The sequence below is a fragment of the Streptomyces sp. NPDC040410 genome (assembly GCF_055595715.1).
Genome location: NZ_JBVIVK010000005.1, coordinates 1 through 12744, shown reverse-complemented (window position 1 = coordinate 12744; position 12744 = coordinate 1). Strand labels below are relative to the sequence as shown.

Here is a 12744-nt window from a genome sequence, read left to right as displayed (position 1 = left end):
AGTCCGGCCTGCCCTCGTCCCCGCGTGCCGGAACACGAGGTTCCTACACAACTTTCACAGCCACGACGGGGAACGTCCCCCATGCGGAACATAGCCTTCCCGCGTCATGGACTATTGCCACCCGTGCCAACGGCACCTCAATGGCGCCCTGGCTTGCCCGGGGTGCGGCAGACCGGCCGAAGCGGGCCAGGCGTACACGGACTCGTGGTCCGATCAGGACGACGCGGTCGCGGACGAACGCGGCGCGGCACACGACGACGACGCGCCGGCGGCCGAGGGACACCGAGCGCGCCGGTCCGGGGGCCGTGGACACGGCGGTCAGCCGGGCCGGCGGGACCGGCGGGCGGCGCTGCACCGGCGCCGTCGCCGACGGGCCCTGCTGATCGGGACGGGGCTGCTGCTCGCCGCGGGTGGACTGGGTCTCGCGGAACTCGGCACGGAGGCCCCGGCGGAGCCGAACACGACGTCCGTGGATGATGCCCCCGCCGGTTCACCGACGGCTTCGGCGGAGGGCCTCTCGGAGTCCGGTGGCGGTTCGGGGGGACCGGCCGGCGCGGACGGGGGTTCGCCGGACGCGTCGCCGTCCTCCACGGCCTCGGAGTCGAAGAGACCCGAGAAGGAGGAACGGAAGAAGCCCAAGGACTCCTCACGCCCGAGTGTGACAGTGGGGCCCGCGTCCTCGGCTCCCACCCCGAACTCCCCGCCTGCGAACTCCAGCACCCCGGCTCCCGGTCCGGTCTCGGACTCCCCGGCCTCGAATCCGTTGCCTTCGCAGACGTGCACGCGCTTCCTGTGGTGGTGCTCGTAGGACTCCGGCCGGACGGACCGCGCTGCGTCCGCACGGGTGAGCGTCCGTCACCCCGCGGAGCCCGCCCTCCGGGCGGGCGACGGGAATGTGACGACGGGATCTAGTGCCGCGTCAGCCAAGGTTCGCCCCGTCGCGGCGCCCGGCACGCCCTCTCGCCGCACCGGCCGAAAGCCCGAGTACGTCCAGTACGAGGACTTCCGGCCGGCACGCCGAGAGCACGCACCGGACGCCGCTCCTTGACGGGCAAACCTTGGCTGACCCGGCACTAGGTGCCGAGCATGCGCAGGAGCAGGTTCCGCAGGGAGAGCCGCTCGTCGTGGGAGAGCCCCGCGAGCGGCTCACGGGCGAAGCGCAGCCCCTCCCGCAGGCCCAGGGCCACCCGGCGTCCCTCCTCCGTCGCCGCCGCCACCTTCACGCGCCGGTCCGCGGGGTCCGGGCGGCGCTCCACCAGGCCGCGTGACTCCAGGCGGTCCACGATGCCTGTGACGTTCGACGGCTCGCACTTGAGCTTCTGGGCCAGCTTCCGCATCGGCAGCGGCTCCAGTGACAGCAGGTTCAGCAGCCGGGCCTGCGCGCCGGTCAGCGCGTGTTCGGCGGCCGCTTCCTCGTAGTCCTCGTAGAAGCGGGCCACCACGTCACCGATGAGTTCGACGACTTCCATGGTCAGGGCGTCGGGGCGGCTGGTCTGTCGAGGTGTGGCCATGGGGTCCAGGGTACCCCGTTGCTTGACATCCTGAAATATTCAGGAGCATTGTTGTTTCAGGTACTGAAGTATTTGGGTCGCATCACGTGAGGAAGCAAGCCATGTCCGACACCCCCACCCTCCCCGCCGTCAGCCGCGAGTGGCACCTCCTTGCCCGCCCGGTCGGCTGGCCGAAGCCCGAGGACTTCGCCCTGGTCGAGGCCGAGATCCGGCAGCCCGGCCCCGGTGAGGTTCTCGTGCGGAACAAGTACCTCTCCGTCGACCCGTACATGCGGGGCCGGATGAGCGCCGCCAAGTCCTACGTCGCCCCCTTCGAACTGGGCAAGGCCATGCAGGGCGGTGCGGTCGGCGAGGTCGTCGCCTCCGGCGCCGAGGGCATCGCGCCCGGCGACCATGTGCTGCACTTCGGCGGCTGGCGCGAGTACGCCACGTTCGACGCCAAGCAGGCGGTCAGGGTCGACCCCGAGGCCGCGCCCCTGTCGACGTACCTCGGTGTCCTCGGCATGACCGGGCTCACCGCCTACGCGGGCCTCCTGCGCACCGCCTCCTTCAAGGAGGGCGACTCGGTCTTCGTGTCGGGCGCGGCGGGGGCCGTGGGCAGCCAGGTGGGCCAGATCGCCAAGCTGAAGGGCGCCTCGCGGGTCATCGGGTCCGCCGGGTCCGACGAGAAGGTCAAGCTGCTCGTCGAGGAGTACGGCTTCGACGCCGCCTTCAACTACAAGAACGGGCCGGTGAGCGAGCAGCTGCGGGACGCCGCGCCGGACGGCGTCGACGTCTACTTCGACAACGTCGGCGGCGACCACCTGGAGGCAGCGATCGGGCAGCTCAACCAGGGCGGCCGGATCGCCGTCTGCGGCATGATCTCCGTCTACAACGACACCGAGCCGGCCCCCGGCCCGAAGAACCTCGCCCGGCTCATCCAGACCCGCGGCCGGATCGAGGGCTTCCTCGTCGGCGACCACTACGACCTTCAGGCGCAGTTCGTCGCCGAGGCCGGGGCCTGGATCCGCTCCGGCGAGCTCAAGTACCGCGAGACCGTCGCCGAGGGCATCGAGAACAACCTGCAGGCCTTCCTCGGCGTCCTGCGCGGCGACAACACCGGAAAGATGATCGTCAAGCTCTGACGCCGTGACATCGGTTCGCCTGCCGGAGCGCCTCACTCGGGCGACGGCGGCATCACCGTGACGTTCGCCCGACACCGTTCGTTCCCCACGACGGAGGCCGCACCCTTGGACGTGGGGTGCGGTCCCTTTCGACGGGCCGCCCCGGGTGTCAACTCGCCAGTGCCGCCCGGTGCACGGCGGCCACCAGGCGCTCGTTCTCCGGCGCCGCCCCGCCCGGAAACGCCATACGGCGGCGCGCGTACCCGTACGCCAGCCCGCTGCGCGGATCGGCGAAGGCCTGCGAACCGCCCGCACCGCTGTGCCCGAACGCCCCGGTGCCCAGGAACGGGTACCAGCAGTCCGCCGTCGCCTGGAAACCGAGCCCGTACGACTTGTGCGCCCGCACCACCAGGTCGTACCCGACGGAATGGATCTGCCCGACCTCGGCGACGGTGTCCGGCTTCAGCAGCGGCGGCCGCCCGTCCACCTCGCTGATCGCCGCCGCGTACATCCCGGCGAGCCCCCGTGCGGCGGCCACACCGCCCGCCGACGCCGGTCCCCTGGCGCGCACGGCGCGGGAGTTGGCGTACTCCACGAGGTCACCCGAGCCCGGCACGTGCTGGTTGAACGCGATCGCGGCCAGAGTGTGCGGTCCGGTCGGCCGCGAGTCCAGCAGGGCCTGCTGATCCGCCGAAGGGTCCATCGGCTGCACGCTGCGGAAGCGGGGCTCCAGGGCGGCCGGCAGCCCCAGGAAGAAGTCCAGCCCGTACGGGGCGCGCACCCGCTCCTCGTACACCTCCTGGAGCGGACGGCCGGTGGCGCGGCGCACCACCTCACCGGTCAGCGCGCCGATGACGAGGGCGTGGTAGCCGAACGACGTGCCCGGGCGCCAGAACGGGCGCTGGTCCGCGAGTCGTTCGGCGACCGCCCGGTCGTCCGTCAGCTCCTGCGGCGTGAACCCGGCGTCGAGGCCGACCACACCCGCCCGGTGCGCGAGCAGGTCGCGCAGGGTGAGCGAGCCTTTCCCTTCGACCCCGAACTCCGGCCAGTAGTAGGTGACCTTGCGGTCCAGTTCGAGGGTGCCCTCCTGGACGAGGAGTGCGACCACGAGGTGGGCGGCGCCCTTGGTCGACGAGTACACACCGTAGAGGGAGTCGCCGCTCCCGCCCGCCCACAGGTCGACCACCCGCCGGCCGTGCACGTACGCGCACAACTGTCCTTCGTAGTCCGGCCGTTCCTTTGCCACGAACGCGGCGAACTCCTCGCGAACCGCCTCGAAGCCGTCCGCGACGGTGCCGTGGATCTCCTCAGTCATCCGCTCTCCTCACCTGAACCGCTTGCTGCGCACGCGTACCGCCTCCCGGGCTTCCGGAGATCGGTACGGCGAGGTGCACGCGTTCGACTCAACCACGGCAGGACACGCGCGGCCGCTGCGGGGGCGGGCGTGGCCCGAGCGGCCCTGCCACCCCTGGCCGACCTGACGGAGGCCGCGGCGGCCACGGCGAAGGCGGCGCGCCCGTTGCTGATCGCCGGGGAGGAACTCCTCGTCTCGGGCCTGGAGCACCTCCAGCCCGCGCTTCTGGCAGCCGCCTCCCGAACGGGACGCGTGGCCCGGGCGGCGGCGGTACGGGTGTCGGCGGCGGTGTCTCCGACGGCGGAGCCGGGGGTGGTGGTCGCGGTCACGCCGGTGTGAGCGACGGCTGCCCCGGCGGCCGGGCAACCGTCCCCGATAGAGTTCCCCCATGCGTGATCTCGGGGTGGGATTCAACTACCTTCTCAAGGGCCAGCGGTGGGTGGCCAGGCACGGCAAGCAGTACGGCTTCGGCCTGCTCCCGGGCCTGATCACCCTCGTCCTCTACGCGGCGGCGCTCGTCGCGCTGGCGCTGTGGGGCGAGGACTTCGTCGCCTGGGCGACCCCGTTCGCCGACGACTGGTCGAGCCCCTGGCTGGGGCTCTTCCGCGGCTTGCTCACCGCGGTCCTGTTCGCCCTCGCCCTCCTTCTCTCCGTCCTCACCTTCACCGCGGTCACGCTGCTGGTCGGCCAGCCCTTCTACGAGAGCCTCTCCGAGAAGGTCGACCGTGACGTGTCCCCGGACGGCACCGCGCCCGAGTCCGGCCTGCCCCTGTGGCGCGAGCTGTGGATCTCGGCCCGCGACAGCCTCCGTATCGTCGTGCGCGCCCTGCTGTGGGCCGTGCTGCTCTTCGCCCTCGGCTTCGTTCCGTTCCTCGGCCAGACGACCGTCCCGGTGATCGGCTTCTTCGTCACCGGGTTCTTCCTCACCGAGGAACTCACCGCCGTCGCCCTGCAGCGCCGCCGCGTCGACCTGCGCGACCGGCTCACCCTGCTCCGCGCCCGCAAGACCCTGGTGTGGGGCTTCGGGACGCCCCTGGCCCTGGCCTTCCTCGTGCCGTTCGTCGCGGTGTTCCTGATGCCGGGCGCGGTCGCGGGCGCCACCCTCATGGCCCGCGACCTGCTGGGCGAGGAGATCACCGAAGGGGACGACGAGGAGGACGGGGCCCCCTCGGACGAAGAGCACGCCACCTGGTGACCGGCGTGCTCGCCGCCACGATCAGAATCGTCCGCACCTGGTCGATGACGTCCAGCCGGCTCCGCACGAACCCCGGACCGGTCACCGTCCCGGTCACGGAATCGGTGTCGTCGGCCCCGAACTGCGGGACCGGCGTGTGCGCATGCCCGCCCGGCAGCACGTCGTGCAGCCCCAGCCGGTCCCGCGGCGGCGTCGCCCGATAGGCGACCTCGGACCTCGCAGCCGCAGTGGACGACGGCGCCGCCGGGCGCGCCGAGGTCACCGTGGACCTTCACCGTGGAACTCCCGTGCAGCGGCTTCGAGAGCTGCGACGAGCGGACGGACTTCCATTCCTTTGTGAAGGGTTCGTACCAAATACAGGTGTGACGCCAGATCGCCGACCGCCGGGTGACCGCGACGATTAACGTCTGATCATGGGACAGCGTTCCCCACGAGCAACCCCGGTCCGGGACCTGACACCCGGGCCGGGGCTTGTCAGCGGTACGGCCGGCACGCCGACACGGCTGTCGCACCGCGAAGCCGTACACCGTCTCCGATCCCACCGCCTCGCCCGGCCGCAGCACCGTCGAAGAGTTCGCTCATGTGCGAAACCCCGGGTCACATCGTTGTGTCACGCCTTCCTGCCCGTGACCGTCCGATACGCGATCTCCGCCAACCTGGCCTGTCCGTTCACACTCGGGTGGAACCAGTCCCAGTGGCTCAACTGGCCGGTGCCGAAGCGGTAGTCGTAGACCGCGCCGCCGTCGAAGCGGCATCGCTCGTCCTTCGCGCAGACCTCCTCCAGCACCTCGTTGTACGCCTCCACCCGCTTCTGCACGGTGTCCCGCCGCAGCGTCGCCGCCGCGTCCAGGGCGTCCGCGTCGCCCAGCATCGACGGGCAGATGCCCAGCTTCCACACCTGCTTGCCCATCGGGTTGGTGCGTCCCTCGGACCACAGCCGCTTCAGGTTCGGCACGCTCGCCACGTACACCTGCGCCTTGGGCCGGGCCTCACGCAGCGTGTGCAGCGCGTCCTCGAACCCGGCACGGAATTCGGCCACCGAGGTCATCGCGGAGGCGCTGTCCCGGCACGCGTCGTTCGCTCCCGCCATCACCGTCACCAGCTCCGGCTTCCGTGTCGCCGCCTGCGCCATCTGACCGGCAAGATCCGCCATCCGCGCCCCGGTCACGGCGTAGTTCCAGCTCCGCTCGGCCGCCTTCGCAGTCCCCAGCAGCCGTACGGCGAGAGAGTCGACCTCGGCGCTGCTGCCGGTTGCCCAGGAGACCTCGGGACAGTCCGACAGGACCGTGCACGCGTCGAAGCCGCGCGTGATGGAGTCGCCCACGGCGGCGATCGAAGCCGGGCTGCGGTCCCAGGACGGGGTGGAGCTCGGGGACGGCTTGGCCTTCATGGCCCCGGAGCCGCTCGGCCCGGGGGAGTTGCCACCGGCGGCGTCACAGGCCGAGACCCCGAGGACGGCCGCGGCCAGGACGGCGAGTACGGCGCGTGAGCGGTGGCTTGGCTTCCGCATCCCCTGGTGATCCCCTCGGTCGTGTGTGCACGGATCGGTACGTGGTCCGATCGGTGCTTGTTCATCCCCTCCATAACAACGCGCGAGGGTTCCCGAGCGGCCGACTCGCAACTGCGCACGTCCGTACAAGCGTCCTGCCGGGTGAATGGCAGGCGTTTCACGGCACCCGGACCGACGGTACGTCACACTCCTTGCGCCGACGCACGGTAGCCTCGCCATCAACGTGGCCCCCGGCCACTGCCGTCCGCCAGTTCGCAAGATGTCCCGCTCTGCCCGGAGGTCCCGGTGACGACACGTGGAGTTCTGTACGTGCACTCCGCGCCGCGCGCGCTGTGCCCGCACGTCGAGTGGGCCGTCGCCGGGGTGCTCGGCGGGCGCGTCAACCTCGACTGGATCCGGCAGCCCGCCGCGCCCGGCACCTGGCGCTCGGAGTTCTCCTGGCAGGCCGAAGCCGGCATTGCCTCCAAGCTCGCCTCCGCGCTGCGCGGCTGGCACCTGCTCCGTTTCGAGGTCACCGCCGAACCCAGCCCCACCGCCGAGGGCGAGCGCTACAGCTGCACCCCCGACCTCGGCATCTTCCACGCCGTCACCGGCATCCACGGCGACATCCTCATCCCCGAGGACCGCCTGCGCGCAGCGTTGTCCCGCGCCCAACGCGGTGAAACCGACCTGGAAGCTGAACTCTCCAAGCTCCTGGGCAAGCCCTGGGACGACGAGTTGGAGCCGTTCAGATACGCGGGCGAAGGGGCCCCGGTGCGCTGGTTGCACCAGGTTGTCTGATGTCCGCTCAGCACGCGTGAAAGGGCCCCCACCAGCCGGTGGGGGCCCTTTCACACACGTACGGACGTTTCTCAGACCGACCGGAACGCCAGCACCACGTTGTGCCCGCCGAACCCGAAAGAGTCGTTGAGGGCGGCGATGCGGCCCTCGACGGGCAGCTTGCGCGCCTCGCCGCGGACGACGTCCGCGTTCGCCTCCGCCTCCGGGTCGAGATTCTCGACGTTGATGGTCGGCGGGGCGAGCCGGTGGTACAGGGCCAGCACCGTCGCGACGGACTCGACACCGCCCGCGCCGCCCAGCAGGTGACCGGTCATCGACTTGGTCGCGGAGACCGCGAAGTGGTCGGCGTCGTCCCCGAACACCTTGCGCAGCGCCTTCAGCTCGGCCACGTCACCGGCCGGCGTCGAGGTGGCGTGCGCGTTGACGTGCACGATCTCGGCCGGGTTCAGGTCGGTGTTGTCGAGCAGGTTCTGCAGCGCGTGCGAGATGCCGCGGCCCTCGGGCTCCGGCTGCACGATGTCGTGGCCGTCGGCGGAGATGCCCTGGCCGACCGCCTCCGCGTAGACGCGGGCACCGCGCTTGGCGGCGTGGTCGGCGGACTCCAGGACGATGACGCCCGCGCCCTCACCGAGGACGAAGCCGTCACGGCCGACGTCGTAGGGGCGCGAGGCGCCCTGTGGGTCGTCGTTGTTCTTGGACATCGCCATCATGTTGCCGAACGCGGCGATCGGCAGCGGGTGGATGGCCGCCTCCGTGCCACCCGCGACGACGACGTCGGCGCGGCCCGTGCGGATCATCTCGATGGCGTAGCCGATGGCCTCGGCACCCGACGCGCAGGCGGAGACCGGCGTGTGCACGCCCGCCCGGGCGCACACGGCCAGACCCACGTTGGCGGAGGGGCCGTTCGGCATCAGCATGGGGACGGTGTGCGGGGAGACGCGGCGGACGCCCTTCTCCTTGAGCACGTCGTACTGGTCGAGCAAAGTCGTCACGCCGCCGATGCCGGAGGCGATGACGGCGCCCAGGCGGTCGGGGTCGACGCTGCTGTCCTCGCCGGCCGGGGCGGTGAAACCGGCGTCGGCCCACGCCTCCTTGGCGGCGATCAGCGCGAACTGCGCCGAACGGTCCAGACGGCGGGCCTGCGGCCGCGGAATGACCTCGGTCGGCTCCACGGCGACCGGGGCCGCGATACGGACGGCCTGATCGGCCGCCCACTCCTGCTCCAGGCGCTTCACGCCGGACTTGCCGGCGATCAGACCCTCCCAGGTAGAGGCTGCGTCGCCACCCAGCGGTGTGGTTGCGCCGATACCGGTGACGACCACGGTGCGATTGGTCGGGCTCACGGGAATTCTTTCTCCATCGGATACGAGGGGGACAACCCCCGCGTAGGCGGGGACTACGGCGCCACCGCCGGGTGGCGGGGCAGGCGACCGATCCGGGGATCAGCCCTGGTGCTTGAGGATGTAGTCGGTCGCGTCGCCGACGGTCTTGAGGTTCTTGACGTCCTCGTCGGGGATCTTGACGTCGAAGCGCTCCTCGGCGGCGACGACGACCTCGACCATGGACAGCGAGTCGACGTCCAGGTCGTCGGTGAAGGACTTGTCCAGCTGGACGTCCTCGACCGGGATGCCGGCGATCTCGTTCACGATGTCGGCGAGACCGGCGACGATCTCTTCCTGAGTGGCGGCCATGTGAGGCGCTCCTTCGTATCTATCCAGGGGGTTTGGCGCCCGCCGCGGCAGCGGCAGGTGTTGCGGTTCCCGTGCCGGATCACATGATCCGGCACGGAGTGCCTAGGGGAGGGTAACGACCGTCGCGGCGTAGACGAGACCCGCCCCGAATCCGATGACGAGCGCGGTGTCGCCGCTCTTCGCCTCGCCGGTCGCCAGGAGCCGCTCCATCGCGAGCGGAATCGAGGCGGCCGAAGTGTTGCCGGTGGTCCGCACGTCACGGGCGACCGTGACGTGCGCCGGCAGCTTGAGTGTCTTCACCATCGAGTCGATGATCCGCTCGTTGGCCTGGTGGGGAATGAAGACATCCAGGTCGTCCGGGGTGATTCCGGCCGCGTCCAGCGCCTGCTGCGCGACCTTCGCCATCTCGAACACGGCCCAGCGGAAAACCGCCTGGCCCTCCTGCGTGATCGCAGGGAACTTGGCGACCTCGCCGGACCGGTAGTCCGTCCACGGCACGGTCTGCTTGATGGTCTCGGACTTGTCGCCCTCGGAACCCCAGACCGTCGGACCGATCTCCGGCTCCTGCGACGGGCCCACGACGACGGCGCCCGCGCCGTCGCCGAAGAGGAAGGCCGTCGCGCGGTCCTCGAGGTCGGTGAGGTCGGAGAGCCGCTCGACACCGATGACGAGGACGTACTCCGCGGAACCCTCGACGATCATGCCCTTGGCGAGGGTCAGGCCGTAGCCGAAGCCCGCGCAGCCGGCCGAGATGTCGAAGGCCGCGGCCTTGTCCGTGCCGAGCTTGTCGGCGATCTCGGTGGCGACGGCGGGCGTCTGCTTGAAGTGCGAGACGGTCGAGACGATCACACCGCCGATCTGCTCGGCGGAGATCCCGGCGTCGGCGATCGCCTTGCCGGACGCCTCGATCGACATCGCGGCGACGGTCTCCTCGTCGGACGCCCAGTGCCGGGTCTCGATGCCGGAGCGCGAACGGATCCACTCGTCGGACGAGTCGATCGTCTCGAGGATCACCTCGTTGGGCACGACCCGGGTCGGGCGGTAGCCGCCCACACCGAGGATGCGCGCGTACGGGGCGCCCCTGCTGGGCTTGATCTTCGACATGTGTCGGTCGGCTCCTTCGAGGCTCAGGCGCCCGCTGCGTCAGCAGCAGAAACGGACACGCTCGCGATGAGCTCGCGGGCCGCGTCGAGGTCGTCGGGGGTCTTCAGCGCCAGCGTCTCGACGCCCGGCAGGGCGCGCTTGGCGAGACCGGTGAGCGTGCCGCCGGGGCACGCCTCGATGAGCGCGGTGACGCCGAGCTCCTTGAAGGTCTCCATGCACAGGTCCCAGCGGACCGGGTTGGCGACCTGGCCGACCAGGCGCTCCAGGACCTCCGTGCCGGCGGTGACCGTCCGCCCGTCCTTGTTCGAGACGTAGGCGACCTTCGGGTCGGCGGGCGTCAGGTCCTCGGCGGCCTTGGCCAGCGTGTCGACCGCGGGAGCCATGTGGTGGGTGTGGAAGGCGCCGGCCACCTTCAGCGCGACGACCCGGCGTACGCCCTTTGGCGGGTCCGCCTCCAGCGCGGCGAGCTGCTCCAGGGTGCCCGCGGCCACGATCTGGCCCGCGCCGTTGACGTTCGCCGGGGTCAGGCCCAGCTTCTCCAGGTGCGCGACGCTCACGTCGGGCTCGCCGCCCAGCAGCGCCGACATGCCGGTGGCGGTGACCGCCGCGGCCTCGGCCATGGCCAGGCCCCGCTTGCGCACGAGGGTCAGCGCGGCGGCGTCGTCGAGGACGCCCGCGAAGGCGGCCGCGGTGATCTCGCCGACGCTGTGGCCGGCGACGGCGCCGGGCCTGATGTCACCCAGTGCCGCGGCCGACAGCAGTCCGGCGGCGACGAGCAGCGGCTGAGCAACGGACGTGTCGCGGATCGCCTCGGCGTCGGCCTGCGTGCCGTAGTGGGCGAGGTCGAGTCCGATGGCGTCCGACCACGCGGCGACACGGTCGGCGGCACCGGGGAGTTCGAGCCAAGGAGTCAGGAAGCCGGGCGTCTGGGCGCCCTGGCCGGGAGCGACGAGTACGAGCACTCTCACACTCTCTCTTGTGTTCGGGCACGGCCGCCCGTGGGGACAAGGACGAAGAACACGAGGGGGTTTTGTGGGCCCCCGACAAAAGCCTAGGTCTGGAGATCTCCCTCGGCCAGACGCCCCAGGATCAGCGCGATACGCAGGGTGAACGCCGAACGTACATCAGAGGGTGACCAGCCGGTGACGTCAGTCACACGTCGAAGCCGGTAGCGCACGGTGTTGGGATGGACGAAAAGCATCCGTGCGGCCCCTTCGAGACTGCTCGCCTGTTCGAGATAGACGGAGAGCGTCTCCAGAAGCGCGGACCCCGCCTCTTCCAGCGGTCTGTAGATCTCCTCCACCAACTGCTCGCGGGCCGAGGGGTCGCCGGCCATCGCGCGCTCCGGCAGCAGATCGTCCGCCAGCACCGGCCGCGGGGCGTCCTGCCAGGCAGAACACGCTTTGAGCCCGGCGGCCGCGGCCTGCGCGGAACGGGTCCCCGCGAGCAGATCGGGCACGATGGGGCCCGCCACCACGGGCCCGGCGGCGTACGGCCCGATCAGCGACTTGGCGACGGCGAGCGGGTTGTCGCTGCCGCCCGCGATGACGACGAGCCGGTCTCCGAGCACGCCGGTGAGGACCTGGAGCTTGGCGTGCCGGGCGGCCCGCCGGATGGCCTCGACGGTCAGCTCCGAGTCACCGTCGGGAGCCGTGCCCAGCACCACGCAGACATGTTCGGGCGAGTTCCACCCGAGGGCAGCGGCCCGGCTGACGGCGCCCTCGTCGGCCTCGCCGCTGAGCACGGCGTTGACGACCAGCGACTCCAGGCGCGCGTCCCAGGCACCGCGTGCCTCGGCGGCCTGGGCGTACACCTGGGCGGTGGCGAAGGCGATCTCCCGGGCGTACACGAGCAGGGCCTCGCGCAGCACGCGCTCGTCGCCCGGGGCCGCGACCTCGTCGATCGCGGACTCCATGACCTCGATGGTGGTCCGCACCATCTCGACGGTCTGCCGCAGCGTGATGGCCCGGGTCAGCTCACGCGGAGCCGTGCCGAAGACATCGGTGGAGATGGCCTGGGGGGCGTCCGGATGCCGGAACCACTCGGTGAACGCGGCGATGCCCGCCTGGGCGACCAGGCCGATCCAGGAACGGTTCTCCGGGGGCATGGCCCGGTACCACGGCAGCGTCTCGTCCATGCGCGTGATGGCCTGCGCGGCGAGACTTCCGGACGACTTCTCCAGCCGCCTCAGGGTCGCGGAGTGCGCATGGACGTCGGGAGCGGCGGCTTCGGGAGGGCGGGCTTCGGGATGGGGCACGGGGACAAGACTGCCTTATCCGGACGGGAGCGTGTGTTGCCGGGGGGCGTGCTTGATGGCTCGGTCGCCTGCTGCCCTGATGGCTCGGTCGCCTCCGGGGGCGCCTCAGCCGGTGTCGAGAGGCCGATCGTGCTCAGCGCTGCGCGCCTGCTGCCCTGATGGCTCGGTCGCCTCCGGGGGCGCCTCAGCCGGTGTCGAGAGGCCGATCGTGCTCAGCGCTGCGCGCCTGCTGCCCTGAT

At 71.2% G+C, this 12744-nt stretch carries 13 protein-coding genes and 1 pseudogene; 5 read left to right on the top strand and 9 right to left on the bottom strand.

Annotation, left to right across the window (positions count from 1 at the left end):
- The first annotated feature begins 106 nt into the window (after positions 1-106).
- Positions 107-808, top strand: coding sequence for an SCO2400 family protein (locus tag ACZ562_RS12300; RefSeq protein WP_471176942.1), 702 nt, complete (start codon positions 107-109; stop codon positions 806-808).
- Positions 809-1073: 265 nt separating this feature from the next.
- Here the strand turns inward: ACZ562_RS12300 and ACZ562_RS12295 are convergent, their stop codons facing one another.
- On the bottom strand, positions 1074-1511 hold the full coding sequence (locus ACZ562_RS12295) for a MarR family winged helix-turn-helix transcriptional regulator (protein WP_471176939.1): 438 nt from the start codon (positions 1509-1511) through the stop codon (positions 1074-1076).
- Between the two features lie 101 nt (positions 1512-1612).
- Between ACZ562_RS12295 and ACZ562_RS12290 the strand changes: the two genes are divergently transcribed.
- Complete coding sequence (locus ACZ562_RS12290; protein ID WP_471176936.1) at positions 1613-2635, top strand: NADP-dependent oxidoreductase; 1023 nt, start codon at positions 1613-1615, stop codon at positions 2633-2635.
- A 148-nt stretch (positions 2636-2783) separates the two neighbouring features.
- On the opposite strand, the gene ACZ562_RS12285 is transcribed toward ACZ562_RS12290, so the two are convergent.
- Positions 2784-3929 (bottom strand): serine hydrolase domain-containing protein, encoded by a 1146-nt coding sequence (locus ACZ562_RS12285; RefSeq protein WP_471176933.1) that lies wholly within the window; start codon positions 3927-3929, stop codon positions 2784-2786.
- Between the two features lie 129 nt (positions 3930-4058).
- Here ACZ562_RS12285 and ACZ562_RS12280 point away from each other — a divergent pair, with 129 nt between their 5' ends.
- Positions 4059-4307 carry a hypothetical protein gene (locus ACZ562_RS12280; RefSeq protein ID WP_471176930.1) on the top strand — a complete coding sequence of 83 codons (249 nt, stop codon included), beginning with the start codon at positions 4059-4061 and terminating at the stop codon, positions 4305-4307.
- A gap of 49 nt (positions 4308-4356) precedes the next feature.
- A complete protein-coding gene (locus ACZ562_RS12275) occupies positions 4357-5163 on the top strand; it encodes an EI24 domain-containing protein (RefSeq protein WP_471176927.1) in 807 nt (268 codons plus the stop codon).
- Here ACZ562_RS12275 and ACZ562_RS12270 read toward each other — a convergent pair.
- A pseudogene (locus tag ACZ562_RS12270) lies at positions 5102-5413 on the bottom strand (pyroglutamyl peptidase); the annotation flags it as partial. The gene ACZ562_RS12275 and the pseudogene ACZ562_RS12270 overlap by 62 nt on opposite strands.
- A 360-nt stretch (positions 5414-5773) precedes the next feature.
- Positions 5774-6673 (bottom strand): SGNH/GDSL hydrolase family protein, encoded by a 900-nt coding sequence (locus ACZ562_RS12265; protein ID WP_471176925.1) that lies wholly within the window; start codon positions 6671-6673, stop codon positions 5774-5776.
- A 285-nt stretch (positions 6674-6958) separates the two neighbouring features.
- Between ACZ562_RS12265 and ACZ562_RS12260 the strand changes: the two genes are divergently transcribed.
- Positions 6959-7453, top strand: coding sequence for a DUF3145 domain-containing protein (locus ACZ562_RS12260; RefSeq protein WP_471176923.1), 495 nt, complete (start codon positions 6959-6961; stop codon positions 7451-7453).
- 71 nt (positions 7454-7524) lie between these two features.
- Here ACZ562_RS12260 and ACZ562_RS12255 read toward each other — a convergent pair whose 3' ends face one another.
- The 5 genes from ACZ562_RS12255 to ACZ562_RS12235 all read right to left on the bottom strand — a co-directional run bounded on the left by ACZ562_RS12255 (position 7525) and on the right by ACZ562_RS12235 (position 12505).
- Positions 7525-8796 (bottom strand): beta-ketoacyl-[acyl-carrier-protein] synthase family protein, encoded by a 1272-nt coding sequence (locus tag ACZ562_RS12255; protein WP_471176920.1) that lies wholly within the window; start codon positions 8794-8796, stop codon positions 7525-7527.
- 99 nt (positions 8797-8895) lie between these two features.
- The gene (locus tag ACZ562_RS12250; protein WP_004001566.1) at positions 8896-9144 is read right to left on the bottom strand and encodes an acyl carrier protein; all 249 of its coding nucleotides are present in this window, start codon (positions 9142-9144) and stop codon (positions 8896-8898) included.
- Between the two features lie 102 nt (positions 9145-9246).
- The gene (locus tag ACZ562_RS12245) at positions 9247-10248 is read right to left on the bottom strand and encodes a beta-ketoacyl-ACP synthase 3 (RefSeq protein ID WP_471176917.1); all 1002 of its coding nucleotides are present in this window, start codon (positions 10246-10248) and stop codon (positions 9247-9249) included.
- A gap of 23 nt (positions 10249-10271) precedes the next feature.
- Positions 10272-11210 (bottom strand): ACP S-malonyltransferase, encoded by a 939-nt coding sequence (locus tag ACZ562_RS12240; protein ID WP_471176914.1) that lies wholly within the window; start codon positions 11208-11210, stop codon positions 10272-10274.
- Between the two features lie 89 nt (positions 11211-11299).
- Positions 11300-12505, bottom strand: a complete 1206-nt coding sequence (locus ACZ562_RS12235; protein WP_471176911.1) for a PucR family transcriptional regulator — start codon at positions 12503-12505, stop codon at positions 11300-11302.
- Positions 12506-12744: the final 239 nt, after the last annotated feature.

Coding starts and splice junctions, on each gene's coding strand:
- ACZ562_RS12295 (WP_471176939.1), bottom strand. CDS start 1,511: ATGGCCACACCTCGACAGACCAGCCGCCCCGACGCCCTGACCATGGAA.
- ACZ562_RS12245 (WP_471176917.1), bottom strand. CDS start 10,248: ATGTCGAAGATCAAGCCCAGCAGGGGCGCCCCGTACGCGCGCATCCTC.
- ACZ562_RS12265 (WP_471176925.1), bottom strand. CDS start 6,673: ATGCGGAAGCCAAGCCACCGCTCACGCGCCGTACTCGCCGTCCTGGCC.
- ACZ562_RS12300 (WP_471176942.1), top strand. CDS start 107: ATGGACTATTGCCACCCGTGCCAACGGCACCTCAATGGCGCCCTGGCT.
- ACZ562_RS12285 (WP_471176933.1), bottom strand. CDS start 3,929: ATGACTGAGGAGATCCACGGCACCGTCGCGGACGGCTTCGAGGCGGTT.
- ACZ562_RS12290 (WP_471176936.1), top strand. CDS start 1,613: ATGTCCGACACCCCCACCCTCCCCGCCGTCAGCCGCGAGTGGCACCTC.
- ACZ562_RS12275 (WP_471176927.1), top strand. CDS start 4,357: ATGCGTGATCTCGGGGTGGGATTCAACTACCTTCTCAAGGGCCAGCGG.
- ACZ562_RS12250 (WP_004001566.1), bottom strand. CDS start 9,144: ATGGCCGCCACTCAGGAAGAGATCGTCGCCGGTCTCGCCGACATCGTG.